This window comes from Helicobacter heilmannii (genome assembly GCF_001283065.1).
Classification (GTDB): domain Bacteria; phylum Campylobacterota; class Campylobacteria; order Campylobacterales; family Helicobacteraceae; genus Helicobacter; species Helicobacter heilmannii.
In genome coordinates, this window is the sequence record NZ_CDMK01000001.1 from 69,500 (window position 1) to 96,457 (window position 26,958).

The 26,958-nt window shown below is 47.2% G+C and carries 29 protein-coding genes, 1 tRNA gene and 2 pseudogenes; 18 read left to right on the forward strand and 14 right to left on the reverse strand.

Features of this window, described 5'->3' with window-relative positions; genetic code table 11:
* The coding region (locus tag AOG36_RS00395; RefSeq protein ID WP_197536085.1) for a restriction endonuclease subunit S at positions 1–558 on the forward strand (558 nt) is incomplete at its 5' end.
* Between the two features lie 9 nt (positions 559–567).
* Here AOG36_RS00395 and AOG36_RS00400 read toward each other — a convergent pair.
* The 6 genes from AOG36_RS00400 to flgB form a co-directional block, all read right to left on the reverse strand.
* The gene (locus AOG36_RS00400) at positions 568–2,532 is read right to left on the reverse strand and encodes an FUSC family protein (protein WP_053825337.1); all 1,965 of its coding nucleotides are present in this window, start codon (positions 2,530–2,532) and stop codon (positions 568–570) included.
* The gene (locus AOG36_RS00405) at positions 2,533–3,630 is read right to left on the reverse strand and encodes an Mrp/NBP35 family ATP-binding protein (protein ID WP_015107555.1); all 1,098 of its coding nucleotides are present in this window, start codon (positions 3,628–3,630) and stop codon (positions 2,533–2,535) included.
* Positions 3,631–3,705: 75 nt separating this feature from the next.
* On the reverse strand, positions 3,706–5,529 hold the full coding sequence (locus AOG36_RS00410; RefSeq protein ID WP_015107556.1) for a peptidoglycan D,D-transpeptidase FtsI family protein: 1,824 nt from the start codon (positions 5,527–5,529) through the stop codon (positions 3,706–3,708).
* Positions 5,530–5,598: 69 nt separating this feature from the next.
* Complete coding sequence (fliE, locus tag AOG36_RS00415) at positions 5,599–5,901, reverse strand: flagellar hook-basal body complex protein FliE (RefSeq protein WP_015107557.1); 303 nt, start codon at positions 5,899–5,901, stop codon at positions 5,599–5,601.
* A gap of 95 nt (positions 5,902–5,996) precedes the next feature.
* Positions 5,997–6,488, reverse strand: coding sequence for a flagellar basal body rod protein FlgC (flgC, locus tag AOG36_RS00420; RefSeq protein ID WP_053825339.1), 492 nt, complete (start codon positions 6,486–6,488; stop codon positions 5,997–5,999).
* A 9-nt stretch (positions 6,489–6,497) separates the two neighbouring features.
* Positions 6,498–6,920, reverse strand: coding sequence for a flagellar basal body rod protein FlgB (flgB, locus tag AOG36_RS00425; RefSeq protein WP_015107559.1), 423 nt, complete (start codon positions 6,918–6,920; stop codon positions 6,498–6,500).
* Positions 6,921–7,072: 152 nt separating this feature from the next.
* Between flgB and AOG36_RS00430 the strand changes: the two genes are divergently transcribed.
* Positions 7,073–8,230, forward strand: a complete 1,158-nt coding sequence (locus AOG36_RS00430) for an FtsW/RodA/SpoVE family cell cycle protein (protein ID WP_015107560.1) — start codon at positions 7,073–7,075, stop codon at positions 8,228–8,230.
* Here the strand turns inward: AOG36_RS00430 and folE are convergent.
* Positions 8,214–8,759, reverse strand: a complete 546-nt coding sequence (gene folE, locus AOG36_RS00435) for a GTP cyclohydrolase I FolE (protein ID WP_053825340.1) — start codon at positions 8,757–8,759, stop codon at positions 8,214–8,216. The genes AOG36_RS00430 and folE overlap by 17 nt on opposite strands.
* Entirely contained in the window at positions 8,752–9,882 is a 1,131-nt protein-coding gene (locus tag AOG36_RS00440; RefSeq protein ID WP_015107562.1) for a tRNA pseudouridine(13) synthase TruD, read from the reverse strand. The genes folE and AOG36_RS00440 overlap by 8 nt, the downstream gene beginning before the upstream one ends.
* Positions 9,883–9,923: 41 nt before the next feature.
* On the opposite strand from AOG36_RS00440, the gene AOG36_RS00445 reads away from it, so the two are divergent.
* From AOG36_RS00445 to AOG36_RS00470, 8 genes are all read left to right on the forward strand, one after another.
* The gene (locus AOG36_RS00445) at positions 9,924–10,391 is read left to right on the forward strand and encodes an HP1233 family protein (protein WP_015107563.1); all 468 of its coding nucleotides are present in this window, start codon (positions 9,924–9,926) and stop codon (positions 10,389–10,391) included.
* Positions 10,392–10,434: 43 nt separating this feature from the next.
* Positions 10,435–10,511: transfer RNA gene (locus AOG36_RS00450), tRNA-Met, on the forward strand.
* A gap of 43 nt (positions 10,512–10,554) precedes the next feature.
* Positions 10,555–11,142 carry an NAD(P)H-dependent oxidoreductase gene (locus AOG36_RS00455; protein ID WP_015107564.1) on the forward strand — a complete coding sequence of 196 codons (588 nt, stop codon included), beginning with the start codon at positions 10,555–10,557 and terminating at the stop codon, positions 11,140–11,142.
* Positions 11,143–11,237: 95 nt separating this feature from the next.
* Positions 11,238–11,489, forward strand: coding sequence for a hypothetical protein (locus tag AOG36_RS00460; protein WP_015107565.1), 252 nt, complete (start codon positions 11,238–11,240; stop codon positions 11,487–11,489).
* Between the two features lie 53 nt (positions 11,490–11,542).
* A complete protein-coding gene (locus AOG36_RS08450; RefSeq protein WP_015107566.1) occupies positions 11,543–11,689 on the forward strand; it encodes a hypothetical protein in 147 nt (48 codons plus the stop codon).
* Between the two features lie 111 nt (positions 11,690–11,800).
* Positions 11,801–12,160, forward strand: a complete 360-nt coding sequence (locus AOG36_RS08860; RefSeq protein ID WP_231850660.1) for a nitroreductase family protein — start codon at positions 11,801–11,803, stop codon at positions 12,158–12,160.
* The gene (locus tag AOG36_RS08865) at positions 12,154–12,429 is read left to right on the forward strand and encodes a nitroreductase family protein (protein ID WP_231850661.1); all 276 of its coding nucleotides are present in this window, start codon (positions 12,154–12,156) and stop codon (positions 12,427–12,429) included. The genes AOG36_RS08860 and AOG36_RS08865 overlap by 7 nt, the downstream gene beginning before the upstream one ends.
* Positions 12,430–12,451: 22 nt before the next feature.
* Complete coding sequence (locus AOG36_RS00470; RefSeq protein ID WP_015107568.1) at positions 12,452–12,829, forward strand: hypothetical protein; 378 nt, start codon at positions 12,452–12,454, stop codon at positions 12,827–12,829.
* On the opposite strand, the gene AOG36_RS00475 is transcribed toward AOG36_RS00470, so the two are convergent.
* Positions 12,819–13,967, reverse strand: a complete 1,149-nt coding sequence (locus AOG36_RS00475; RefSeq protein ID WP_015107569.1) for an epoxyqueuosine reductase QueH — start codon at positions 13,965–13,967, stop codon at positions 12,819–12,821. The genes AOG36_RS00470 and AOG36_RS00475 overlap by 11 nt on opposite strands.
* 81 nt (positions 13,968–14,048) lie before the next feature.
* On the opposite strand from AOG36_RS00475, the gene AOG36_RS00480 reads away from it, so the two are divergent.
* The 4 genes and pseudogenes from AOG36_RS00480 (at position 14,049) to AOG36_RS00490 (ending at position 16,307) form a co-directional block, all read left to right on the forward strand.
* On the forward strand, positions 14,049–14,384 hold the full coding sequence (locus AOG36_RS00480; protein ID WP_015107570.1) for a cupin domain-containing protein: 336 nt from the start codon (positions 14,049–14,051) through the stop codon (positions 14,382–14,384).
* A gap of 247 nt (positions 14,385–14,631) precedes the next feature.
* The gene (locus AOG36_RS08455; RefSeq protein WP_015107571.1) at positions 14,632–14,781 is read left to right on the forward strand and encodes a hypothetical protein; all 150 of its coding nucleotides are present in this window, start codon (positions 14,632–14,634) and stop codon (positions 14,779–14,781) included.
* Positions 14,782–14,839: 58 nt separating this feature from the next.
* Entirely contained in the window at positions 14,840–15,769 is a 930-nt protein-coding gene (locus AOG36_RS00485) for a restriction endonuclease (RefSeq protein WP_053825341.1), read from the forward strand.
* Positions 15,756–16,307, forward strand: a pseudogene (locus AOG36_RS00490) (restriction endonuclease). The gene AOG36_RS00485 and the pseudogene AOG36_RS00490 overlap by 14 nt, the downstream one beginning before the upstream one ends.
* 156 nt (positions 16,308–16,463) lie before the next feature.
* On the opposite strand, the gene AOG36_RS00495 reads toward AOG36_RS00490, so the two are convergent.
* From AOG36_RS00495 to AOG36_RS00510, 4 genes are read right to left on the reverse strand one after another with little or no spacing between them, the layout of a single operon-like run.
* Positions 16,464–17,492 (reverse strand): hypothetical protein, encoded by a 1,029-nt coding sequence (locus tag AOG36_RS00495; RefSeq protein WP_015107574.1) that lies wholly within the window; start codon positions 17,490–17,492, stop codon positions 16,464–16,466.
* A gap of 15 nt (positions 17,493–17,507) precedes the next feature.
* Positions 17,508–17,951, reverse strand: a complete 444-nt coding sequence (locus AOG36_RS00500) for a 23S rRNA (pseudouridine(1915)-N(3))-methyltransferase RlmH (protein ID WP_015107575.1) — start codon at positions 17,949–17,951, stop codon at positions 17,508–17,510.
* Positions 17,948–18,799 (reverse strand): acetyl-CoA carboxylase, carboxyltransferase subunit beta, encoded by an 852-nt coding sequence (accD, locus tag AOG36_RS00505; RefSeq protein WP_015107576.1) that lies wholly within the window; start codon positions 18,797–18,799, stop codon positions 17,948–17,950. Before accD ends, AOG36_RS00500 begins: the two co-directional genes overlap by 4 nt.
* Before the next feature lie 43 nt (positions 18,800–18,842).
* Entirely contained in the window at positions 18,843–19,982 is a 1,140-nt protein-coding gene (locus tag AOG36_RS00510) for a YbfB/YjiJ family MFS transporter (RefSeq protein ID WP_053825522.1), read from the reverse strand.
* A 123-nt stretch (positions 19,983–20,105) separates the two neighbouring features.
* On the opposite strand from AOG36_RS00510, the gene fliK reads away from it, so the two are divergent.
* Together fliK and AOG36_RS00520 are read left to right on the forward strand one after the other, a co-directional pair.
* Positions 20,106–21,695 (forward strand): flagellar hook-length control protein FliK, encoded by a 1,590-nt coding sequence (gene fliK / locus AOG36_RS00515; RefSeq protein WP_015107578.1) that lies wholly within the window; start codon positions 20,106–20,108, stop codon positions 21,693–21,695.
* A gap of 88 nt (positions 21,696–21,783) precedes the next feature.
* A complete protein-coding gene (locus AOG36_RS00520) occupies positions 21,784–21,987 on the forward strand; it encodes a hypothetical protein (protein WP_015107579.1) in 204 nt (67 codons plus the stop codon).
* Positions 21,988–22,031: 44 nt separating this feature from the next.
* Here the strand turns inward: AOG36_RS00520 and AOG36_RS00525 are convergent.
* Positions 22,032–22,821, reverse strand: a pseudogene (locus AOG36_RS00525) (CfrBI family restriction endonuclease).
* Between the two features lie 146 nt (positions 22,822–22,967).
* Here AOG36_RS00525 and AOG36_RS08625 point away from each other — a divergent pair.
* Positions 22,968–26,339 (forward strand): PBECR3 domain-containing polyvalent protein, encoded by a 3,372-nt coding sequence (locus tag AOG36_RS08625; RefSeq protein ID WP_053825342.1) that lies wholly within the window; start codon positions 22,968–22,970, stop codon positions 26,337–26,339.
* Positions 26,340–26,345: 6 nt separating this feature from the next.
* A complete protein-coding gene (locus AOG36_RS00535; RefSeq protein ID WP_053825343.1) occupies positions 26,346–26,723 on the forward strand; it encodes a putative barnase/colicin E5 family endoribonuclease in 378 nt (125 codons plus the stop codon).
* The last annotated feature ends 235 nt before the right edge of the window (positions 26,724–26,958 follow it).

The following is a 26,958-nucleotide window of genomic DNA, read 5'->3' on the forward strand; positions in this document are numbered from 1 at the left end:
GGGGGGGGGGGGGTAACTTGGAGGGAGTTTAGCTTTAGCGAGGTGTTTCTTTACGAGCGGGGCAGGCGTTATAAAAAGGAGGATCACACTAAGGGGCAGATCGCCTACATCTCTTCAAGTGCCTTGAATAATGGTGTAGATGGTTTTGTCAGCCCACCCCCCTATATGAAAATTTATCAAAACAAAATCACTCTAGCTAATAGCGGGAGTGTGGGGAGTTGCTTTTACCACCCCTACCCTTTTGTGGCCTCCGATCATTGCATGGTGGTCTGGCTCAAAGAAAAGGAGCTTAACCGCCATCTAGCCCTCTTTTGCACCACGATTTTACGCCACAGCGTGCAACACAAATACGGCTTTAACCGCGAAATCAATAAAGAGCGGCTTTTAGAGGAAAGCTTTAAACTCCCCGTCCATGAAAATGGCACCATCGCCTACGATTTGATGGAGGGCTTTGTGCGGGCTTTGGAAAAGCAACAGATTGAAAAAGTTAAAAGCTTGTGGGAGGCAAAATTAAAGGCGTATGATAAAGTCCTAAGCACGCCTTTAAGCCCGCTTTAAACAAGCCCCCTAGTATTTAAACACATACGACAACTCTTCAAAGAGCTTGTTTTGGGCGAAAAAGATGGTTTCTAAGAGGTTATCTAGCTCGCTGTCAATTTTTAAAAGCCGTCCGCCTTCTTTGGCTTTGAAGTAGTGGGGTTTGTTGTGTAGGTAGTTAGACATTTGCGTGTAGCGGTTGAGTAAAAGCTGGGTGTTGTTGTCGAGCAAGAGTTGCTTTTCTTCGGGCATGGACACATTGAGGCAGTAATCGTAGAGGCGGTAGCTGCAGGTGTCGAGCATGTCTATGGATTGCAATCCCCTTAAGAGCGCGTTTAGGGTGTTGGCATCCGAGGTTTCCGCCCTTGCACTCTTTAAACACAGCCTGAAAGCGTCTAATTGCTTTAAAAAGGTGTTTTGGGTGCTTAGGGCATGGGTCTTGTGCTGGCTGGCATCTTCAAGCAGACAACGCAAGGTGGCGACTAGGTGGCGCATGTGCTGGATAAATTCGTCCCTGTCGTATTTGGGCCACACGAACAAGAACACCACATACACAATCACAATGCCTAAAGCCAAATCCGCCACCCGAAAGGCGACCATATCCACGAAGTCTTGCCTAAGCAGAGAAAAGCACAGCACGAAGGCGAACATGAGCGAAGCCGACCAAATGGCGTAAGAATACACCCGAAGATAGATGAATAAAAACACGCTCAACACTAAAAAGCCGTCAAACACCACGCTTTTGGCAAAGAGCCACACCACCGCCAGCCCCACCGCCAGCCCCACCGCCGAGCCTAGCACCAACTCCACTTGCACTTCTTTGGTGCTGCCTAGGCTAAAACGGGAGACTAATAAAGTTGCCATGGCAATCCACATACCATGGTTGAAGCCGAAGTAACGGGCGATGAAAACTGCAATCCCCATAGCTAGGGCGTATTTGGAGGCGTATTGGAAAATGGGGTTTTTGGTGTTGAGCGCGTCTAGGATATGCCTTAGTGAGGGCTTATGCACGGGGTCGGTTTGTTTGGCTTGCTCTTCGCCGCCTAGAATGAAAACCTGCATTTTATTGTAAATGATGGCGATGGAGTGGTGCAGGACTTTATCAAGATTCGGGTCTAGGGCGTTTAACGCCTGCTTGTCAAGCTGGATGTCTTGCTTGGTGAAAATATTTGAGAGGGTTTGGAGGTTTTTGCGGATTTCTTGGCGTACAGAATCTAAAGAGCTTAGCTCCCCATAGATGGAGTGGATGGAGTGGTAAATCTCCTCTAGAGCGTGCAATTGGAAGAGGGCGCGTTGCAAATTACGCACGGCTAGCGGGTCTTTAATGCGCCCTGAGCGGGAGGTTAGGATCAATTTGGTGTTGTGGATTTGGGCGAGTACTTGGGTTTTAATGTGGGTGTAGTCGCCCGGGCTGTTGATGTATTGCAGCATTAAATCCATGCTCGAAAGCAGGGTAGAAAAGCGTTTTTTGATGAAAAAGCTGTATTTAGAGAGTACCACGAAAGACTGCAATAAAATGCTTAGAGTGCCTAGCATTAAAATCATTAAAAGAGTTTGTTGCAAGTCTAGGGAGGCGTGTGCATCTATATACAAGCAGGTTACCAAGCCATTAGATAGAGCGGCGTTACAGACCTTATGCAGGTCCAGGCTGTAGGCGGTAGACATGCCCACCAAAAAAGTCATGACGAAAATAGGCACACACAGCCATACCCCAAAATACGCCATGGGGTAGAACAAGAGTACATTGACGCAGCTGATAGCAATGAACACCACAAAGTAATAGATTTCGTGCTCTTTATCGCTAATCACCAGGCTTAGCGCGTAGATGAAGACGGTTTGAAAGCCCGCCCAAATCACAATCGCATGCCCAAAGAAAAGTGCCCCTAGCCCAACACAAAGGAAGGTGGTTAGAGTGGTCTTTAAGGCGAAAATGAGGCTGAAATAGCCCGGGTCGTAGAGATGGATCGTCCGTTTGAGCTGGGCTAAGAGGGGCATTTAGTGGATGGTGGGCTGGATGCTCTTGTTGTCCGCTAGATTATGCGCCTTCACTTCTTTCAAAAAGTCTAAGAGGTTACTGGCGGCTTGGCTGTAGGCTTGGCTGATGATGGATTTGGGGTTGGATACGCTGATGGGCGTGCCGCTATCGCCCCCCTCTCTCACCTGCACTTCTAGGGGGATTTGCGCGAGCACTTGAGTTTTATACTGCTTGGCTAGGCTCTCTAGGGTGTCCTTGCCAAAAATATGGCTCTCATGCGCGCAGTTGGGGCAAATGAACCCGCTCATGTTCTCCACAATCCCGGCAATGGGGATTTGCAGTCTTGAGAACATGTCTAAACTGCGGCTGGCATCATCTAGGCTTACGGTTTGGGGCGTGGTTACGGTGAGCCCTGCACTGATAGGCACGGCTTGGGCGAGGGTGAGCTGGGCATCGCCTGTGCCCGGGGGCATATCCACCACTAAAATATCTAGCTCACCCCAAATGATATCGGTAAGCATTTGCTCGATGGCGCGCATGAGCATGGGCCCGCGCCAAATAAGGCTCTGCCCCTCTTCATACAACAGCCCCATGCTCATCACCCGCACCCCGAAGGCTTCTAGTGGGATGAGCTTTTTACCGCTAGGATCGGTGGTGGGATTGGCTTGCATTAAGCCTAGCATTCTAGGCACATTGGGGCCATACACATCTGCGTCTAAGAGCCCAACCTTTTGCTTTAAGCCTGCCAAAGCGATGGCTAAATTCACGCTGGTGGTGCTCTTACCCACACCCCCCTTGCCAGAACTTATCATCACCACATGCTTGATGTTGGGGGCTAAATTTTTCGTGGTCTGCTCGGCTTGCTGCGCTTTATCCCTCTTGGCTGGGGTTTTGATGTCGATGTGGCAGGTTAAGCCCAATTCTTGCATTTTAATGGTGATTTCTGTCCTCAGTGTGTCTGCCACCTGTGGGGAGCTTGAGGGGATGTCGAGCAAAAGGGCAAGCTTGTTTTCGTGCAAGGTGATGTTTTTTACAAAACCAAAACTCACAATATCCTTTTCAAAATTGGGGTAAATGACCTTTTTCAAGACATCCAGCACCGCATCCTGTGTAACCATTTTTATCCTTAAAATAAGATTCGTACGAATTCCACTTATACCTAGTTTTTCTTAATTTTGCCCCAATATGGCACTCTAGTGCTTAGCTAGGGCTTTGGAGGGGGTAAGGTATTGGTTTTTCACCAACATTTGCACCACCTGCTTAAAAATGGGCGCGGCCGTCTGCGCGGCGTAGTACTCCGTGCTGCCTAAAGACCCAAAGACCACTACTCCGATGACAAAGGTATTTTCTTTATCCTTGGCAAAGCCAAAGAACGAGCTGTTGTAGGCATCGGTGTATTTGCCCTTTTTGGCGGTGCGCGCCGTGCCCGTCTTGCCCCCAATCATCAGCCCTGCCACCTGCGCGCTCTTGCCCGTGCCCTTAGTCACGACTTTCACCAGCAAATCCTGCATTTCTTGCGCGCTCTTGGGGGCGATGACTTGCTTATTTGGGGGGTATTGTGTGGCGTACATCTCTCCATTGGGGTATTGGATCACCCTTTGCACCAAGTGGGGCTTGGCCAGCCTTCCCCCATTGACAAAGACTCCATAAGCCCTTAAGAGCTGTAAAAAAGTCGCGCGCATCCCATAGCCATAAGACACCGTGCCTTTATAGACATCGCCACTTAACTTTCTGATGTCGGGCAATAAGCCCGTTTTTTCATAGGGCAAGTCGATGCCTGTTTCTTCAGAAAAACCAAAGTCCTTTAGCCCTGTGTAAAGCTCTTGCCCGCTTAAGCGTTTAGAGAGTTTGATCATGCCTATATTGCTTGAGCGGATCAGCACATCTTCAATGGTGGTGTGCTTGGTGGGGATAAAGTCGTCTCGAACAAGATACTTGCCAAGCCTGTAAGAGCCATGCCCCAAGTCTATGGGCTGTTTGGGGTCGATGCGCTTTTTATCCACAAGCAGGCTATAGACAATGGGTTTGATCGTGCTACCCGGCTCAAAGGAGAGCTCCACGGCATCTACATTGAGAAAGGGGTAGTCGCTCTTTTGGATGTTGTTGGGGTTAAAGCGGTTGGTGGTGGCAAGGCTTAAGATCTCGCCATTTTGAGGGAGATAAATCCCCGCAATAATCTGGCGCGCGCCGTAGCGGGCTTTAGCAGAATCGAGGATTTTTTCTAACTCTCTTTGGATTTTTAAGGGGATGCTAAGAACGATGTCCGAGCCATCGATTCTAGGGACATTTTTAAAACTGCGGTCTTCAATGAGGGTAAAGCCTAAATCCCGCCTGCCCGTCATCCTGCCATTGTTCTTGGGGGTTAGGGTGGTGTCTTTAGACTCTTCAATGCCCTTCATGCCCCTAATGGAGGTGATTTTGCCCGTATCGAACTTTTGGATATAGCCCACCAGCGGTTCGAAATTGTCCTTATAAAGGTAGTCGCGGGCGATCCCGCTCACTTCAATATTTAGGCCGATCTTGGGCATGACCTTTTTATTCGCGTCTTCATACTCTTTAAAGACATTGTAGGCCAAGAATTTGGTATTTAATTGCCTTAGACTTGCGGCGGTGTTGGCGTTGATATTATAAGAGAGTGTAACAAACCCGTTTTGTTTGAACTTCTCAGCGATGACGCTTTTGGGAATATTGGTGTAAATGGAGAGCAGATCTATGAAAAACTCTTGCTTGTTCGGGTCGATGGATAAGGTGTTGAAGCTCACCTTAAAGAGCTTTTGGCTGTTGGCGAGGCTAAAGCCATCCTGGCTGTAGATTTGCCCCCTTGTGGCAATATCGGTCTTGGTAACGACTAGGGCAGGCATTTTGCGGGGCAACACCGCCTTAAAAAACATCACCACTAAAAACAACACAAAGCACCCCCCAACGACAATGAAAATCATCATCAGGCGTTCCGTACGCCTAGGGTCGCTATCGGGTCTGTCAGGATTTTGCGGGGGGGTAGCTAAAGGGTGATCCACACGCCCCCCTAAACTAGAGCACTGTTACAGAGAAACTAGGAGAGAAACCAAACACAAGCCTAAAGACCCTTAAATTTGAGTCCTTAACAATTCCTTGTAGGCACTGATCGCTTTGTTGCGCACTTCCAACATGAGCTTCATGCTCGTCTCTGCCTTGCCGATGGCAATCGCGGCTTGGTGTAGATCTTTGATCTGCCCGGTCGCCATGTCGGCTAAAGCCCGGTCAGATTCCATTTGGGTGTTGTTGAGTTCATCGATAGAGTGCTTGAGCATCTGAGAGAACTCCCCCTTCTCCATTAGATTCTCATGCGACTTTGAATCTAAAGGAGTGCTTGTTTTATTCAGCCCTATATCAGTGTATAAAGTCTTCATATTGACTCCTTGCATCGTATTCACCTTAATATCGCCTCTTTTAGATAATCTTTTAGTCTTAGTCTAAAGAAACAACCCTTTCTTTTATAATCTTTTTATGCTTGTAACATGCTGATAGCGTTTGCCGCCATGTTTTTTGTGCTTTGAAAGGCCACTACATTGGCTTGGTACGCCCTTGTGGCTTCGATCAAATCCGCCATTTCCACCACAGGGTTAACATTGGGGTAGGACACATACCCGTTCGCGTCCGCATCGGGGTGGGTGGGGTCGTATTTTAAAAGCGGGGCTTTGTCATCGCGCACGATTTTATCCACATACACGCCCATAATGGGGGGGTTTGGTTTTTCAATGTCATCGCTCTCATCTAAGGGATCTTCATAGTCCAATAAATTATTGTCTTGGGCGAGTTTTTCGTTTAAAATCTTGTTGAAGTCGAAGGACTTAAACACCGCCTCTTGGCGGCGGTAAGGCCCGCCTTCATCCGTGCGGGTGGTATTCGCGTTGGCAATGTTGGAAGAAATGAGATTAGCGCGCACTCTTTGGGCAGATAACCCATAGCCACTGATGTCAAAACTGGATAAAAACATGCACGCTCCTTAAATGTTTTTTGCCGCGTCTATAGCGTAATTGATGATGCCTCTATGTTTTTTTAGGGCGGTGGTTAAGGCAAGATACATCGTGGAGTTTTTTCCCATTTCGGAGGTTTCAATGTCTAAATCCACGCTGTTGCCATCGTTTTTCGCCAAATGCCCGTCCCTAAAAAAGATGGTTGCCTTCTTGCTCTCATCTAAATTAGGCTCTAAATGTCTAGGGTCCGTAATTGCCAACGCCAACACCTTGTCCTCTTTGTGGTCGAAGACCTCAGCCTTCTTCTGGGCCAACACCGATTCAAAATCCACATCTTTTGGGCGGTAAAAGGGGGTGTCCACATTCGCCACATTGCTTGCGATCAAATCCTGCCGCAAAGAGCGGTAGTCCATCGCCCTGTACACGAGCGGATACGCCTTTGACAAATCCATGTCTGCCCCTTTTCTTGCGCCTCGCGAGATACATAACCCTAAGCAACGAGTATTCCAAAACACCCAAGCCCACAAGCCCAAAATCGCAAGTACCGCGCTTGATAAATAAGTTATAATTATAGCACATTTTTAACACACTTTGGGCGGTTTTTATGGCTTACCGGTATCTCTTCACCCTGTCTAGTTTTTTAATGATTTTTAGCGTGCTTTTAAGCTACTCCCTCTCCACCTACGCCACGCTCATTTACCATTACAGCGAGTTCCATTTCTTTTTGCGCCAGCTAGCTGCCGTGGTTGTGGGGATTTCTCTCATGTGGGGGCTTTCTTGGCTGGATCCGGACAAATGGTTTAGCAAAATCGGCTTTACCATCTTGTTAGGCTCTTTGTTTTTAATCCTCATCATGGGCTTTTTGCCCGAGAGCATGTCAAGCAGCGCGGGGGGAGCCAAGCGCTGGATTCGCCTGCCCTTTTTCTCCCTAGCCCCCACAGAGTTTTTTAAAGTGGGCTTTGTGTTCTTTTTGTCGTGGAGTTTGTCAAGGACCTTCTTTAACAAGGAAAAGTCGGGCGTGCGCGAGGAGCTGGCTATCCTCATCCCCTACTTAGTTGTGTTCTTGGCGGTAGCGTTTTTAATCGGGGTCTTGCAAAACGACTTGGGGCAAGTGATTTTATTAGCCATTGTGCTGGGCTTCTTACTCATCTTTTCGGGCGGGAGTTTTAAACTCTTTCGCATTTTCTTAGGCATTGCGATCGTCATCGGAGTCGTGGCAATCAGCACCAGTGCTCACCGCATTTTGCGCATGAAACTTTGGTGGGCGAACATCCAAAGCTCGATTCTCTCCATTTTGCCCTCTAAACTTGCCAGCAGTTTAAAAATCGAGCATTTGCCAGAGCCCTATCAAATCTACCACGCCAGCAACGCTATTAAACATGGCGGCATTTTTGGGCAGGGCTTGGGAGACGGCTTGGTCAAACTCGGATTCTTAAGCGAAGTGCATACGGATATGGTCTTGGCGGGACTTGCTGAAGAATTGGGCTTTGTGGCGGTGGCAGTGTGTGTAGGGATTATCTTAATCATCCTGCACGCCCTATTTAAAATCACCAACCGCCTAGACAATCCCAAGCACATGCTTTTTTGCCTAGGCGTGGCTTTACTCATCGCCTTTTCTTTCATCATCAACGCCTTTGGAGTGAGCGGGATCATCCCCATTAAGGGCATCGCCGTGCCCTTTTTAAGCTATGGAGGTAGCTCGCTTTTAGCCAACTCTGTGGCCTTAGGGCTAGTGCTTAGCCTCTCTAAACAGGCGCATTAAGGCTTTGTAAAAACTCTTGGTAAATGGCGGGGTCTTCAAACGCGCCGAGCCGACAGCTGGTTTTGAGCACGCTCTCTTGCTTTTGCACCCCTTGCATGGCGACACATAAATGCCTAGCCACGCAAAACACCCCCACCCCCCTAGGCTCTAGACACTCTTGCAGGCTTGTGGCGATCTGTGTGCTTAACCTTTCTTGGATTTGCAGCCGCCGAGAAAAGCACTCCACAAGACGCACAATCGCCCCCAGCCCCACGATTTTGACATTTGGCAAATACCCCACGCTCACCCGTCCAAAAAAGGGCAATAAATGGTGTTCGCACACGCTGTAAAACTCTATATTTTGCAACACCACAAGCCCGCTTGAGGGTGCACACAACGCCGCACTTAAAATCTCTTTGGGGTCTTGTTTGTAACCTGCTACCAAATCCGCCCATAAGGCTTTCACCCGCTTAGGCGTGTGGACTAGCCCTTCTCGCTTAGGGTCTTCGCCCACGCTTAAAAACAACTCTTCTAAACACTTTTTAAACATCGGGGTTAAACAACTCTTGGTGGGCGATCTCTTCTAAAAAGATTGTGGCGTATGCCCCTTTGGGTAGGAAAAACTTTAATTGCCCCTGTGCTTCTTTGGACAGATACAAAAAATCCACTTCTGTAGGATAGACAAGGGCAAAGCGCCGATCCCCGCAAGAATTGATCTGTTGTTTAAAAGACTCTTCAAACACCCCGGCTAAATCCCTCGCCTCCAAAACTTTAAAGCCGGGCAACAGCCCCGTAGCCACAAGGCTTTTAGCCTGCAGCCGCTCTAAGTTCTGTTCTAAATCTGTGGGGTTGTGGTAGAAGTATTTGCCAAAGGGGTAATGGCACAGCACATCGCCTTCTAAGAGTTTAAAATCTTGGGGCTGGGCTTTGAGGGCTTTGGTCTGCTCTAGGGGGATTTGGGGATATTCCTTGGTGATCTCAAGGGGGCTAAAGTTGTTGACAAAGGCGTTTAAGCGTGCCCTTGCGCTTAGCCACTGATTAAAACAATAACTTTGTTGGCTAGAGAGTAAAAATTTATCAAGCTTTTTCTTGCCCGTGGCGGCGTGTTTGAAATTATCCCCCCTTTTGCCAAAACGCTGTGCCCCGAAGTAGTTTAAGAACCCCTTTTTTTGCAAAATCTCCAACACTTCAGCGATTTTTTGCGCACTTAGGGGGGTGAGCTTTTTTAGGCGCAGGCTAAAATAGTTGCCCTTTAAGTGCCCGAGGCGGATTTTATGCGTGTGGGTGGTGGTGTCTAGGATTTTTACGCCCTGCTCATAGAGGGTTTGGGCGTGTTGTGAGAGGGCTTTTTCATAGGTTTTAGGCATGGAAATGTATTGGAATGTGAGGGCGTTTTTATCCTTTAGCCCGGCGTAGCCAAAACACGACACCTTACAGCCCAGCACTTGCGAGAGCAGGTCTAGCATCTCCCAAGTGCTCTTGTCTTTCTTGCGGACATGGGCGATCAAATGCTCCCCACTTTGGCTAAAGGCATAGAGGGGCTCTTCTCGCACCACGAAATCGCGGGCGCACTTTTTAAAGTAAAACTCAATGGGCGCATGGTTTGTGCTGAAAAAGCGGGGGAGTTGGTTTTCATTTTGCATGCGGGCATTATACACCATAATTTGGAGCATTTTTTGCTTGTGGGGTGGAAATTGATTGAAAGGGTCTTGTCATGGAAGTTAAAGACATCAAAAACAATCCGTCCTTATATGCGTTGTTAGGCTCTGCTAGTCTAGGGCAGGCAACAGCCCCCCAAGCCCCCCAAGCCCCCACAGAGAGTAAACCTGAAGCTGTGGTGGAAATCTCTAAGAGTGAAACCACCCCTAATGGGCTCAAAAGAGAAACCTATGGCTTTTTGGTTTTAGAATTGATGAGCGACAACGAATACGATGCGTTTTTGCGCGCCACGGCGGGCATGAATGAAAACGAAAAACGGCTCGCCGCCCAATCGCTCTACAGCCTGACAAGCTTTTATGGCGGACAAATCCAAGAAGACAAGCAAGCACAAGAGAAAATAGACGGCCTTAAAGCTCTGCAAGAAATGCAAGCCAAACGCGCCTTTGGCATCAACAACAGCTTTGTACAACGCTACAAAAACGCCTACAACCAAATCTATCAAACCATGGACTTGCACCTTTAAAACAAAGTTTAAGCAAAAGTTTTATAGAATGGGCGTTTTTCGTGTCAAGGTAGCTCAGCCGGTTAGAGCGCTGGTCTCATAAGCCGGAGGTCGGGGGTTCAAGTCCCCCCTTTGACACCAATTCCCTTTTGATTTTCTCCATACATCAGTACTAGAGGTTTTTATGGCACAAATTTTACTACTCAATGGCGCAAAGGACTTTGGACACTCACACGGGCGTTTAAACACCACCCTACACAACCACGCTCTGCAGGTTTTAAAAGATTTGGGGCATCGTGTGGAGCAAACCCACATCGATCAAGGCTACGGTATAGAGGAGGAAGTGGTTAAGATTTTAAACGCCGATGCCTTGATCTGGCAAATGCCCGGGTGGTGGATGGGTGAGCCGTGGATTGTGAAAAAATATATCGATGAGGTCTTCACCACAGGGCATGGCAAGCTTTATAAAAACGATGGACGCAGCCACAAAGCCCCCACTAAGAATTACGGCAAAGGTGGGCTCATCCATGGCAAAAAATACATGTTCTCGCTCACTTGGAACGCCCCCATTGAGGCTTTCACTGGGAAAGAGGAATTTTTTGAGGGTGTGGGCGTGGATGGGCTGTATTTGCACCTACACAAGGCGAATCAATTTTTGGGCATGCAAGCCATGCCCACCTTCATCTGCAACGATGTCATCAAAAACCCCCAAGTGGAACAATACCTACAAGACTACACCGCCCACCTACACAAGGTTTTTACCCATTTTTAGCTGAGCTTTAAGCCGCTCTTTTATAATCGCCTTTATTTTTATGGGTGTGAAGGAGTGGTATCCAGCACAAAAAAGTCATTGAAGCCGATGGAGTCTTGCACGAGTTGCAATTAAACGCGCTTGACATGCTCGAAATGCAGCGCGCGCCGGGCATTCGCGAAAAGGAAGTCCCTTTAAACACTTTAGGCGCGATTTTTGACACCAACTACACCAAGCACACCATGCTTTTAGAGCTGGTGTCTGTAGCCCTAGCCAATAGCCGAATGAGCGCGACATCATTTACAGCTACGCTAAAGAAATGGGCGTGTCTAGCTAAAAAGTCGAGCAACTCAAAGCGTGCATATTGAAGAACTTTAGACTCTATGAAGAAGCCCTAGGACTTTTGGCTTAAGGGGGCAACATGGCAAATAAACCCCAAATGCCAAAAATCCCCAAAGCCACCGCGGGCTTTGCCATCGGCGGGTTTTTAGGCTCTATGATCCCCGTTGTGGGGACGATTGTCGGGGCGGGCGTGGGTGCAAGCCATCGGGGGGGTGTTGAGCCTTAGCAAAGAAAGAGCACAAAAACACCGACCAATAAACCCTCTAAGCGCACATTTGCCTATGGTTTTCTCAAACAAGTTATAATGACTCCTTATAATCTTAGTTAAAGGACATGCATGCAAACACAAACCTTGACCCCCGAAACCATGAACAGTTTTTTACACCGCCGTTTTGCGTGTAAACGCTTTGACCCCAACGCCCCCCTGTCTAAAGAGATTTTAGAGCAAATCCTAGAAGCCGCTCGCCTTGCCCCAAGCTCTTACAACACCCAACCTTGGGAGTTTGTCGTGTTGCAAGGCACCATGAAAGACAAGCTACTGCCCTATGTCTACTTCAACACCGAGCTGGTCAAAAGTTGCGCCGCTTTGGTGGTCGTGGGCTACATGCACTCTAGTGAGCTCAACCCCGCCTATTTGAGTCAGTTTTACAGCAAAGAATACCAGAGAGGGTGGCTAGTGGGGTGCAGGTCTTGTTGAAAGAACGGCTCAAAAACGACCAAACCCTGATTGAAGCCTACATGAAAGAGCAGTGCTACATTGCGGTGGGGCAGATGACTTTAACCGCCACTTTAATGGGCGTGGATTCGTGCATCATCGGGGGCTTTGAGGCGCAAAAGGTGCAGAGTGTGCTAAACGCCTATTTTAACCCCCCCAACATCGCCTGTTTGGTGGCACTAGGCAAGGCGACCATGCCCACAACCGCCAAAGCCCGTAAAGAAAAGGGGAGTGCCGTTAGATTTTTGTGAATTTATGTTCTAGGGAGATTGTGTGGAAGTTGTGCAGAATGAAAGAGAGTTACAAAAAGCGTTGGAGGGCGATCTTGAAGACATCGGCGTGCAGGGGCGGCTTGTCGCCAAGATTGCCCCTCTAGTGAGCACCAACAACGCTTCATGGTACATCGCTATGGTTGCCATCACCACGGCTTTTATCGAGTCCATAGAGGCGACCGGCATGGACGCGGCCATCCCGCAGCGCATCATGGCGACGGAGGATGCGGCGGGGGCAGTGGACATTTTGGGCGCAGAGGCAACCTATACTGCCATCTCTATGGCTGTGTCGGCAGGGAGCGTGGAGGTCTTGGAGCATTTGCGCGCCTACCGCTTAGAAAAATGCGGGGACAATAAGGCGGTCTTGGTTAAGAGGTAGCCAACAAGTAGAAGTTTTTCTGCTCGAATACTTTAGAATAAATCTCCACTTCAAGCACCTCCCCCACGAGGGCATTTAGGTCTTGTACGATAAAAATCGCTTGCACGCTCTCAACCCCTGCGATTTTCTCCCTTAAATACAACTCTTGCTCGTAGGTGAGCCTCAAGTCTTTTAACGGAGTTGGTGGGGTGTTTAACAAAAGCGACACGCTTTTTATATCGATAAATAAACTATCATCCTTGGGACTAAAGCCAAGAGTGATGGAGATTTTAGGGGCTTTCACACCTAGTCTAGCACAGAGCATTTCTTCGGCTAGGGTGGGTTTTAAGGGGATTTTAGCAATTTGCAAATCCTTGATTTTCACTTTTTTGGGGTTGGAGTGGGTGAGAATGTAGCTAGCAATGGTGTGTTGATTGACACATAGCCACCCCCTTAAGAGCAAGTAGGTTTGCAGGTTTTGTTGCAAGAGGTGGTAGTTTTGCGCTTGCGATTCTAACTCTTGGCGCTTTTTAAACAACTCTAGACGGCTGGCGACACTGGCCGGATGCATTTGTCGGTTTAGGGGGCTAATGAGCTCAATACAGGGCTTATTTTGGACCTGGCGTTGCTTTTCAAGGGCGAACACACAGCCACAATAATTTTGCCGATACAGCTTGTCCTTTTTAGCAAGGGCGTTTTGTTTCTCCACCCCCCCACACACACGCACATTTGTGTAAATGAACTCTAGGCTGTATTTTTTAGCTATAGCCTCTCCCTGTTCTTTTAAGACCGCCTGCTCCTTCATGGGACTTGAGAGCAGGGTTGTGCTAAATTGCTTTAAACCGAGCATCAACGCCATTTGTGCGCTCATCTCAAGGCGCGCGTCAAAGCATGCACTGCATCTTTTGCCCTTCTCTGGCTCTTGCTCTAGCCCTTTAATGGCCTGCATCCACGACTTTAGGGTGTAGTCGCCCTCAAGCAGGGGGATTTTTAACGCCGCACACGAGCGTTTGACATCCAAGAGGCGCAGGTCGTACTCTTCTTTAGGGTGGATATTGGGGTTGTAAAAAAAGCCTGTGAGGGGGGTGTTAGGGTAGAGCTTTGTTAACTCTTGTAAAAAATAATGGCTATCCACAGAACAACAAATATGCACTAGCATGCGCACTCCATTTTTACGCCATTGTAGCTAAATTTGCTTTTCTTAGCTAAAATGCCTCTTATCTTTAGCTAAAGGTATTTCATGCAAATTTTACGCTTTTTAGAGAACCCCAATTTTCAAGCCCTAGACATCCAAAAACTCTTTGAAACCCCGCAGAGCAAAGAAATCCGCATTTGCATGCCACAGGGTGCACAAATGCAAGAACACCAAGCCCCCGGGGCGATTGTGGTGCGGGTCTTGCAAGGGCGCATTTGGTTTGAGGTAGAGGGGCAAAAACATACCCTAGAGAGCGGGGATTGCATCGCTCTAGAGGCAAATGTACCACACAGCCTAGGCGGCCTAGAAAACAGTGTGATCAATCTAACCTTAAGCAAAATAGACAGCCTGCAAAGGGTGCTAAGTGTCCCCACTAAGTAGGGCTTAAGACCCCTTTAGTTGTTCTTTTCTCTGCTATCACCTCGCGAAGGACGGACGCGCCCGCAGATTGTTTTTATCGGTGTTGGAGGATATGGGGGGGTGATTTAACACCTTTTCAAGAAGAGTTAGAGGATTTAAACATAAAATCTAAGTGGCTTTTAGACACACTCAACACTTTTAGTAAAGCTTTAGAAAACGCAACAACTTAGCTCAATCTTTAGAGGATTTAGAAGCGTCGTTAAAGGCTTTGCAAGAAGGCCACACAACTTTACTACAAGGCGACAACACGATCCAAAACACCAACCCCACACAAGCCACACAAACAACCCAAGGCACACAATCTAGCAACACCCCAAAAGTCAAGCCCTTATGGCAATATGGAGTGTTGTTGTTTTAAGCCATACTTCATTGTCTTGACTTGTGTTAAAATCTTGGCAAACATGAAAAGGTTAGCCATGTCCTTAAGATACGCCAATGGTGGAGTGATGAAAGCAAATGCTAAAAACCACCTAGACGCTTACTACACCAAGCCCACTATCGCTAAGGAGCTTTTTAATACCACTAAAAAGATCATCGCCCAATACGAAAACCTAGACAAATACACTTGGCTAGAGCCCAGCGTGGGGGAGGGGTGTTTTTACGATCTCTTGCCTGAATCTAAAATCGGAATCGACATTAACCCCACTAAAGAGGGCGTGATTTGTGCCAACTTTTTAGAGTGGGCACTGCCCCAAAAGCCTTTAATTGTGATCGGCAACCCGCCCTTTGGGCATCGGGGGGTGCTAGCCCTAGAGTTCATCAAGCACGCCAAGAGTGCGGAGTTTGTGGCGTTTATTTTGCCCATGTTTTTTGCCAGTCTAGGCAAGGGATCGGTGCGTTATCGCGTGCAAGATTTGCATTTATTGCACGAGCAGCCCCTGCCCAAAAACTCGTTTTACCTAGCCAATGGCAAAGAAAAGGACATCAGCTGTGTGTTCCAAATTTGGAGCAAGAATCACCAAAACCCTAGAAATGAATTTAATTGGTACCGCCACAAACAAGGCGAACCCTTTAGCCATTTACTCAAAGTCATAACCGTGTCCTTAGCCAAAAATAGAAAATGTGGCAAAGAGTGGATTTTTCATAAAAAGGCGAATTTCTATCTCTCTAGCACCTTTTTTAAACAAACCGCTGTTGTGCCTGAGTTTTCGCAAGTGAATTACAAAAGCGGAGTAGCGATCATTTACCACGAAAACGCCCCTAAAGACAAGTTAGACAAACTCTTTTTAAACGCTAATTGGTGTCAATACAGCTCTTTAGCCACGAATGGTTGCCGCCACATAGGCAAATCGCACATTTATCAACTCTTAAAAGACGGGGGTTTTAGTGAAAATGACCATGCATGAGATTTTAGCAACTCTCATTGAGCGCAAATACGAGGAACTGAAAAGCCGCCAAGAAACGGGCATGTTTGAAAAAATTTTTGCTTTCTAAGCAAACGCCATAGGACAGATCGGGGAGGCGTTTGTGGAAGAAGTTTTCAAAGCCCTTGGTTTGCCCTTAAACTTCAATAAAGAAGTGATTCACGACGAATACGACCTGCTCTCTCAAGGCAGAAAGATAGAAATCAAAACGGCTAGAAAAGGTTTAAGAAACAATACTTTTCAATTCAATGGCATTAATCCTAAATACAATTACGATTACATTATCCTGCTTGGCATCAGTGCCAACGATTTGCTTTACTATATCATTGATAAAAAACAAGACCACAGCTACAAGCACAAAGAACGCAAGGACACCATCCGCATCAATGGCAAAGAAAAACAGCTTGTGGCAATGAATCCGGGTAATCTTGCCAACTACAAACTCACCCTATCTTTAAAGGATTTAAAACCTATTATGGGGTTTGCAGAGGAGCTGACAAAGATTTTTGGGAAGGACTAGTGGCTGTGGATATGTGTCGTGATCGCCATTTCTAGCCCGCCTTTGGCTACCAAGCGACCCCCACCACATGAAGTCCTTAGCTCTATCTTCAACTTTCTGTTTCAAGTTTGAAGCCCTACAGGTTTCTGTCCTGTGGGTTTCTCCTTTGGTTTCAAATTAAACCTGCGGTTTAATACCAAAAAATATATTCAATGGGTAGTTTTTATCAGATTTTTTGAGTTCTAGATAGGCTTTGATGATCAAAAACTCGTCTTGTGGGTGGTTGCTTAGGCGCTCTCTAGCCTGCTCAATCATCTCCAAATCCAAGAGCACATACAAGAACGCCTTTTCAGCTTGTTCGTCTTTTTCGGCCAAGAGCTCAAAGAATTTATACCAATCATCTGGGGATAAAAAGGTCTTGGCATCTAGTGTCATTTGCAAATACTCCTGTTTGTTGCATCCCACCCGCACACAAAGCTCGGCGATTTCAGCAAGCTCCATCCCCACGCGTTTGTCCCAAAACGCCCTTAAGAGCACCTCTAGCACGGATTTATCCAAGAGCTCGCTAGCCCCCTTTAAAGCCTTGGGGATTTCTTTAAACGAACCTCTTTGGATCAAGTCGATCAAGGCTTGGCGTTTTAGGGCAGAGCTGTAACCCTCTTTCTTAAGGATTTGTTGGGCTTGTCTTAGGTCGCGGTGGATTTTATTTTGCAAATTTTGGATATAAAAGGGGTTGCTGGGGTCTAAATTGTACTTGCGCCACTCCACATCCTCAGCCTGCGACACCCTTGCATACAAACTAAAGAGTTGATCTACTTTCTCGCACCCGCTTTCTTGGCTATTTAAATCCGCCTCTAATTTAAAGCGGGCTAGGATTTTAGAGAGAGTGGTGAAGTGGGGGTTGTGGTATTTCTCTAGGATAAAGTGTTCTTTCGTATTTTGGCTCACAATCTGCTCGGTGAGTTTCTCAAAGTCGCGTTTTTGCTTGTAGCGTTGCCACAAGTTGGCGATACTCCCGCTTAGAATAAACAGCAGAGTGGAGACAAAAAACACCAGCACCACACCCACAACCCAAAGGGCAAGAGGCAGATTTAGGGTGTGGCTTGCGACATGCACGGGGAGCTTTTGCGGGTCGGTGTTGTAAATATACCAGCCCACGATAATTATAAACAATAATGTGAAAGAGCCATAATAGCGTAATTTCATAGTGCCTCCATAGTCCTATTTGTGGTAAGGGTGGTTGTTTAAAAGACTTAAACCTCTAAAAATCTGTTCGCATAAAATGAGTTTTGCTAAGGCGTGGCTAAAGGTGAGTGGGCTTAGCGATAGGGGGATGCATTGTTTTAAAAACTCTTTGGCAAAACCATAAGCCCCCGCAATGAAAAACTGCACATGGGCGTGGGCATTTAAGATTTGGCTAAACTCTTGGCTATCTATGAGTTTGCCGGCTGGGTGCAGGGCATAGCCGGGGGTGCTTGGCTTGATATAGGGGCTTAGGGCTTTAGTGTAAAAGCTTTGCGCCTCTGTGCTGTTGTTTGAGGCCTTGGGCGCAATGTCTATGATTTCAAGTGTGGCTCTAAATTGCTGACACGCCCTTTGTTGTTGCGCCAGCAAGGAGGCAAACTCAGGGGTTTTTTTAGAAATGGCGTAAATGCTACAAGTCATCGGTTTATAGTGAGCATCCCCACTAAATCGCTTAGGGTCTTTTTTAAATCCTTGCGCTGAACGATCATATCAATTAGGCCGTGTTCGAGCAGAAACTCCGCACTTTGAAACCCTGCTGGCAACTCCGCGCCGATGGTTTGCTTAATCACCCTAGCCCCCGCAAAGCCCACCATCGCCCCCGGCTCAGCGATGATCAAATCCCCCAAAAATGCAAAAGATGCGCTCACCCCCCCAAAGGTGGGATCTGTGAGTAGAGAGATAAAGGGCAGTTTCGCCTCTGTGAGCCGATTTAAAGCCGCGCTTGTTTTTGCCATTTGCATGAGCGAGTAGGTGGATTCTTGCATCCGCGCCCCCCCGCTGGCCGACACAATCAACAATGCCTGCTCTTTAGCGACTGCCCGATTGATTGCCCTAACGATTTTCTCCCCCTCCACCGAGCCCAAAGAGCCACCCATAAAGGCGAAGTCAAACACCACAATCTGCAAAGCAATGCCATTGATCTGCCCCTCCCCGCTGATTACCGAACTTGGGCGGCCGGTCTTGGCTTCGTATTTTTTAATGCGTTGTTTATAACTCTCTTTATCCACAAAGTTTAGGGGATCCACGGGGCGCAACTCGTTGTCATATTCCGTAAAAGTGTTCTCATCGCATAAGAAAGCGAGCCGCTCGCTAGCCCCCATTCTAAAATGGTAGTGGCATTTTAGGCACACATGGTTTTTGGCAAAGACCTCTTTGTAATACATTAAGGCAGCGCACTTAGGGCATTTGATCCAATGGCTTGGCATGTCCTGTTCGCTCGATTGCACCCTTGTTTTCTTAAGATTTTTTAAGAAATCCGCAAAACCCATCGCTTATCCTTGCAAAAACAAATAGCCCCTATTCTAGCATGGCTTAATTATTTTTAAAAGTGCTTTGAGGCACGGGCAATAACACCGCGAAGGCTAAAAACAGCACCACGCCACTAAAAAGAAACATTTTATAAAAGCTAAAGTGCCCCAACGCCCAAGTGAAAACAAAGGAAAACACTGCCTGAAAAATCCCAAACGCCAAAGTTACAAGACTGGAGGCTTGCACGAAATGCTCCTGCCCCATAATATGGTACGCCATTGTGCTAGTAATGGTGAGATTGCCCGTAGTCCCAAAGCCCATTAAAAAGATAGACAGATTGAGCCACATAATGTCATTGCTAACCATGGCAATCACGCAGGAAATGCTTTTCATTAAGATCACAATGCTGGAGGCATTTTTGAGCCCTAGGTTTTTGGCAAAGGTAGCGCTTAAAATCGTGCCACAGGCTGCCCCAAAACCAAAGAACGCCCACGAAGCCCCAGCCACCGCCTTGCTAAAGTGCAAAGAGCGCACCAAATAATCCACCCAAAAGAGCGTGTGGGGCAGGTAGCCAATGGCGTTTAACACCACCGAAACCAAGAGCAGGGCAAAGAAGGTAGAAATTTTGAAGGGGGCTTCTTTATGTGTGCTCTTTTTAGGCGGGTGCAGGGTCTTTAAAAACACGCAGGATAAAAGAAATGCCACCAAACCCACCGCACCTAAGAAAATCCACGCCATGCCAATGTTGCTTGCAAAATGGGGCAGTACAAACCCACTGCACACCACCCCCACCCCAATCCCGCTAAAGATAAACCCGCTCGCATAGGAGCGGTGCTGCTCTTTCACTAGACTTAGACACAGCGGGGCAGAGAGCACCATTAAACAAGAGGCCGCCACGCCTGCTAAAAAACGCCACATCCACGCCCACGCAAAGGGCAGGCGATCCAAATAGCAGGCAAAAAAGCTCAGAGCAATGACTAAAAAGCTCACCTTAGCAATACCCTCTAAAGACATGCGCTTTTGTAAAAAGCTTAGGGCGGCACTCCCAAAGACATAGCCCACCATCACAGCAATGGCAAGCTGTATGCTCTGATGTTCTCTCAGCTTGCCCGCTAAAATGAGCAGTGGGATCAGCACCACATATCCAAAGCGCGCGACTCCATTGGCCATGAAAGTCGCCAAAAAACACACAAAAAGACGCATAAGCATCATAAAACACTCCAGCTTGAAAAAAACCATGTTAGCCCAAAATTAACAATCATGTCTTAAAACTAGGGGAACTGAATTTGCTTGACTCGGCTTGATAAACCATTGCAAAGGACGCTTGTGGCGACCCACATTAAAGGCTTAGAGGTATTGGATGCCAAGGGCAACCCCAAAGCCCATACCAAGAAGCACACGCCTAAAGAAGACAAAGACGCGTTCAAAGCCATATTAGATCAAAAAAAAGCCCATTTAAACAGCAAAGACGCGAAAGCCAAGAGGGAAGAAAAGGGGGTAGACCACTCTAAAAATCCCCCGCACATCGCGCCGAACAGCCCCCTAGCCCAGTTGATGGATAAAAAGCTCACCCCCAAGCAAGAAAAGGAGCTCAAAAAGGAATTAAAAGCCCAGGCCAAAGAAGAGGCGAAGTTGCAGCACTTTAAAAACAAGCACGACCCCTTTAGCCAAGCCATGGCATTAAAGGGGGCAAAAAATGCCAAAAACACCCCCAAAAGCGCGAAACTCAGCGACATCAAAAACCTAGAGAGTGCCAAGGCACTCAATTTAAGCAAACTCCAGCACGAGAGCAAAGCTAGCAGCCCCAGCACTCTAACCAAGGACGCAGAGCCCACCCCCAAGGATGCCAATGCCAAGGCAACAGACCTAGCCTCTAAAGCCACGCCAGGCGCATCCAACCTAGCCAGGTTACCCCAAGGTGTGCATGTGGCCAAGGGCGCAACCCCAACAACCCCAACCCCACAGGGCATAGCAACCCCTACTAAAATGTCCACTGCTGACCTGCTCGCTTTAAAAAATCCCCCCAAAAAACCCACCCCAACCACAGAACACAAGGGGAGCAAAGATACCGCCAAAAACCCCCACCCCAACACCAAAGAACCCCCCCTAAATGCCAACGCAAAAACACCTTTAAACCAACTGCTAAACAAGCCAAATCCCATGCCCCATGTCAAGGACAGCCACGACAACGATAAGGAGATCAAAAAGGCGTTTCAAGAAGCCTTTGATGGACCGCTTAAACCCAAACCAACCTTCATCCCCCTATCCTTTGACCCTAACCGCATGCCCTTGCAAGGCCCGGCTAAGCCCATTGTCGCTAACAAAGAGGAGGACACCCGCACAAGTGCCATAGAAAGCCCCACACACACCACACACACCACACACACCGAACAAAAAAGCACCCTAGAAGCTCCTCAAATCAAGGAAACGATTAAAAATTTAGCCACAAGCTTGCGCCAAGAACTCTTAGATTTTAAACCGCCCATCACGAAATTGTCTATGGAGCTCAACCCCGATAAGCTGGGCAAGGTGGAGGTGGTGATCCAGCAAGTGGGGCAGAACTTGCAGGTGAGTTTAGCCTCCAGTGCGCCGGTCAGTGCCCTGCTTGTGGCGCACCAAAGCGAGTTGCGCCAACACCTCTCCCAAATGGGCTTTAACAATGTGGATTTGCGTTTTAGTGCCCCAAACAGCGAGAACACCACCCATCAAGGTGGGGGCGGCAACCACAACTTCAACCAACAACAACACAACCCCCAACAACAAGGCCAACAACAGCCACACCACACCCCCCAAGTCCAAAGCACGCCAAGCACAACCGCCCAAACCACTCCCCAAACCCAAGTGCAAACCCCTCCCACTCCCATCGCTAAAACATCCTACACCAGCAACCCATCTAGGCTGCCCGATTACGCTTAAGGGCGTTTGGCTTAGAGCGTCATCCCCTTTAAAAGCGGTTTGGTTTTCTATGCTAGAGTCGCTCTCACTTTCTCATTAAGGGGAGCTTGTGCAACGACAGCAATACCTACACTTCATTAAAGAAGCCCAAGCCCTGAGTACCCCTTGTTTGCAGTGCTATGGTCCAGATTTAAAGGATTTAAGCATAGAAATTGCCAAGCAAGAGCTTTTATCCCCATCATCGGAGGCTTTAGCGTGGGCAAGTCCAGCCTCGAGTTTTTTAGGCCAAGACATCCGTGGCGATCACGCCTGAGACGGCGATTGCTACAGAGCTTAGGTTTGCGCCTACCACAATCTTTAATCCTTGTAGGTAATCTCCAATCTCTTTAATATCCCCCTAAAATCTCCCACGCAATCCCCATTGCTCTTGAGCTCTAAAAACTCCACGCCCCAAGCTGTGAGCTGGTTTTTATTCTGTTCGCTCAAAGTATCCGCGACAAAAATATGCGACTTCCTAGCCATCACAGCATCCGCACATTCTAGATTGCTCTTACCCATTAATTTAACCTCTACCCTGTATTGCTTTTATCCGTATTGTAGAGTTTGAAATCCACCTCGCGATCATAGGCCAAGTTTTTATCTTTACGGAAGGTTTGGGCGTTGTAAAATTCTTTTGGCACCCCGTATTTTTGGCACAGAGCTAGCATTAAAGGTTTTTCTATTTTCTTGCCTACACTGCTCCACGCTCCGCCACGCAAGGCGATTTTTTTGATGGCTAGGGCGTTGATGACTAATAAGGACTCGTTTAGGTTGAGTTCTATACTGATGTTTTTATCAGTAATTTTAAGACAAAGCCCGATGTCTGCACTCTCCCCAAAGCGTTCAGCAAGTTTTCAGGATAGTCAATGTTGGCTTGCGCCACTTCTAACACAATTTCTCTTGTTTCGCTTCCATAAATATTACAGATGGTCTTTTTATTGATGCCTGCATAAACCGCGATCTCTTGAGAATTTAAGCGTTCATTGGCGATGAAGTGCTTTTTATACCACTCTAAATTGAGCTCTTGATCCTGTATTTTGGCCTCTAAAATTTGCCTAAAGAAACCTAGGGCGAAGTCTAAAAAGGCAATATTAATGGTATTTATGATCTCTTATCTTATGATCTCTTCTCTGTAGTCCAGTCCTCTTAAGAGCTTGTCTATGATTTGATCCAACACCACCCTATCTAAGTTCAAAAAACCCCTATTACAAAGAAATCAAAGACCCCGGGCTAGAAGACTACCTTAAAAGGGCGGTGCAGCAATTCTTAAAAAAGGATGTGAAGGAGGGCATAGATGCGCTCTTTGCCACGAAACCCGAACTTGCTAGGGACATTAAGGAGCTCTACAACACCACTCTAAAAGATTACGCCCACATGAAAGAAGCCCTGAAAATGGCTAAGCAATTTGGCTTAAGGGATGTGGGGCGGGCTAAGGAAGCCGTGGCGGATGGATTGATCAAGGCGATCAAGGGGCAGGGTGAAGGCGGTGTGGGCAATTTAGATCGGATGCATTTAAACCCCAGCCAAAGAGAAGCGGCAGAATTGCACATTTTAAACCGCCTCTTTACCAAGAGTCTATATGACGAGGAAGCCTTAAAAGTCTTTGACAGCCAAGACTTTTTTAAACGGGTGCAACAGATCGGAGAAAACACCTTCCAATCACAGGCGGCTAAAGACTTTTTAGACATGGCCAGTGGGTTTAACCGCCTCTTTAGAAACGATGCCAAGATCGCCAAAATGCTGGCCCCCGCTAGGACAGAGCGCATAGGCGCGAGCATTGCCACCAGTGTTAGTGGGGCGTTTCAACACCAAATCACCAAAGAGCTTTTTGCGTTTTTGACCCGTTTAGTGCCCCACATCCCTTTTGCCACCCGCATTAATGAAAAGGTGAGCGGAGAGGTGTTGACACACGCCATCAAACAAGCCTTGCTCAAAAGCCACACGATCCAAGACTTTAATAAGAACATCCAAGCTAGGGCGATCACCGCGCGCTTTGACAACTCCACAAAGCGGCTCATCAAGGCGTGGACAGAGGAGCTAGAGCAGGGGGTGGAGCAGATAGGGAGCAGGGCAGCCCCTAAAACCATTGAGCAAGAACAAGCCCTTAAGATTTTAGAAAACCCCCCTAAAGCTGAGATACCCCAAGAGTTAGATGTGCAGGGCTTTTTAAAAAGTTTAGAAGAAGTGGAGAATAAAGACAACTTCATCACCCACTTAAGCAAAAAGCAAGATGCTCAAAGCCGTTTAGCCTACCTTAACCTAGTGGAGCCCACTTTAAAAGAGTGGGATTTGAAGCTGGTTAGGGGTGAGAGAAGCGAATACATCAAAAGCTTTAGCGATGGCAATGGCGGATTTTTTAGCCTACTCATCACGCAAGAGGGGGATAAAAGGCTCATCACCTTTATCCCCAAAACACGGCTAAAATTCTTACAGGATAAAGTTAAGAGTGCCGACCTTATCCAAACCTTTACCGGCCGAGCGGGTGATGGTGTTTGGCCCCGCATAGACAACTCTACCACACCCTCCCTAAAGAGCGATTTAAGCGCGCAAGAGATCAAAGAAGCGGTCAAGAAGTGGGATTTAGCACACCCTAAAGAAACAGACGCTTTAAACTTTGCTTTAGTCAAAGGCCTAGAGCTTACAGAGCTTAAAGAAGTGTTTAAGGCCGACAAGCTCTTAAGACAACTTAGAAGCACAGAAGTGAAAGAAAGCCTAGACAAGGGCTTTAGCCTTGAAGAAGTGCTAAATTACACCCGCCACTTGCCCACTTCTCAAAGAAATATCATCGGCGATGAACTCCACTACTCTAAAGCCCTAGAGAATGGAAAGTCGTTAAAAATTGTTGAAACCTACCAAGCCCCAGAAACCTTACGCTTTAGCCGTATGGATGTGGTGGATGAAAGAATGCCCCCACCTAAAGTGGATGAAACCCCCAACACACCTAAAGGCGATGAGCCCCAAGCTGGCTTGCCTAAAGACGATGAGCCCCAAAGCCCCAACACCCCCAACACCCCCAACACTAATGGGGGAGCAGCTGTAGACTTTAGCCAAATCGCCGCCCAAGCCAAAGAGCAGGCCACAGAGCTTTACTCTAAAGCACAGGCGCAAGAAGGGGGGTTTAGGGAGTTGTTGGAGAGCTTGAAGGGGGGGGATAACCGCATTGAAGGTAGCAATGTCCTTAAGAGTGTGGAAAGCTTAGAAGAGAAGTTGGCCTATTACAAAGGGGATATGGATAAGGTCAATGACCTATTAAGAGGGGCTGTGGTTACAGATAGAGAAGGCTTTAATCAGGAGTTTATGCGGGTGTTAGAGAGTTTAGAAAACAACCCCAACACCGCAAACATCAACCCCAAATTCATCGCCACCCAAGATGGCTACACAGGGGCACATATTAACTTTGATTTTAACGGGGTCGCTAGTGAAATCCAGCTACACACGCCCAAGAGTTGGGAAGTTAAAAAGAAGTTAGACCCGCTGTATAAGGCTAAACGCAAGCTTTATTTAGAGGGCAAACTAAGCAACAAGGATATAAAAGAGTTTAAGCGCAAAATGAAAGCTATAGCTCAAGAGTCCGACTTAGATAGTAGTTTGCTCACTTCGTTTAAACTCACTTCTCCACAAGCGTCATCTACCATGTCTGTATTAGCGAAAAAATCAGGTACAGATTTAAAAGAGACCCAAGAGCCTTTATTAAAATCAAATTCAAATCCGGGGATTTCCTCATCCGGCAATGCATACAATCTGCGCGATTCAAAATTAAACCAAAAGTCCACATCTTTAAGTGGGGGTAAGGGGATAGATTCAGACATACAAACTCCTTTAGCTAAAGATAGCACAGAAGGGCTTAAAGATATAGCCAACTTAAGCACGGATTTAAGCCCAGAGATTAAAGACTTGATAGACAAGAGCCCAGCTAAGGGGCGGGATATGGCTATCTTAGGGCGCAAGAATTTTACCCCCGCTGTGATAGATTATCTTTTGCAATTTGAAGGGGGAAGTAAGAAAGTCGCTATTGAGCTATTAGATGCATCTAAAGCGCAAGAATGGGGCTTTAAACACCCCCAAGATGTGAGGCGCACCATCGACAAGAGCGAGATTGCCCATGTGCTAGAGCGGCATGGGGAAAAGGGCACAATCACACAGGCACGCGCGCAACCCCCAGTAACCAAAGAGGACATTGCCAAATACCCCCAATACAGCGATGAAGCCGATGTAAAGGTTTTAGGTAAAAACGATGCTGGAGAAGTTGTCATTAGTGGTAAGCAAATCAACGGGCATTATGTGGTGGTGGAGCAAATCCGCAAAGGGCAAAATGAATTAGCCTTTAAGACCATGTATTTTGAGCGCGGGGATTTACGCAAAAACCCCGCCTTTGATTCGGCAATGCAAGAGCACCCCAAGCACCCTAGTTACGAGCTAGGACTCGGGCAAAAGTCCGATACAAAGGCGGAGAGTGGTTCTACCACACCCCCGCTTAACATCACCCCTAACCCTGAATTTGGAGAAAACTTTAAAGAGTTTGAGGGCAAGGGAGCAGAGGCGGTTAAGAAGCTTTTACAAGAAAAACGCGGTCAAGTTGCAGGGGCGTTTTATAGAGAGGATTTGGGGTATATCGATTTAGTGTAGGGGGCAGTGAAAGATGAAAAAGGTAAAATCAAAGGACATGGCCTAAGTAAAATCCTTGAAAAGCATATTGATGACTTTAGCCCTTTTGCAGGTGATACACCTTTAGAAAAGTTAGGGAATGGACTAGAATACTTAATTAAAAATGGGGAGCTTAAGGACGACAACAATATTAAAACTATAATCGGTAAGCACAATGGGAAGACCTATAGGGTAGGCATCTCTAAGGGGTGGCTCGACAAAGGAAAAAATAATTGGGTGATTACGGCATATAAGTTTGACAAGCCACCCGGTCCAGATTCTCTACCAAGTAACCAGACTACTAAGGGTGATGGGACTAATCTACACCCTAACGACTCAAATAAAAAATACCAAACCCCCGCTTAAGAAACAAGCAAAGCCCAAACCCACAGACCCCAATAACCCCATGGAGCGAGAGTAGCGTTAAATGAGCTTTAAAACGGCTTTAAACAGCGATGATGGTTTAAAAGGTTAAATATATATGCCCTAAGCTCTTGCAGGTATTCTAAAGCACCTAAATCCTTATTAGGTCTGCTAGTGGGAGTGATTTGGCACTTGGTGGAGATATAGACTTTTTGTTGACCCCCCCCCCAAAAAAAAA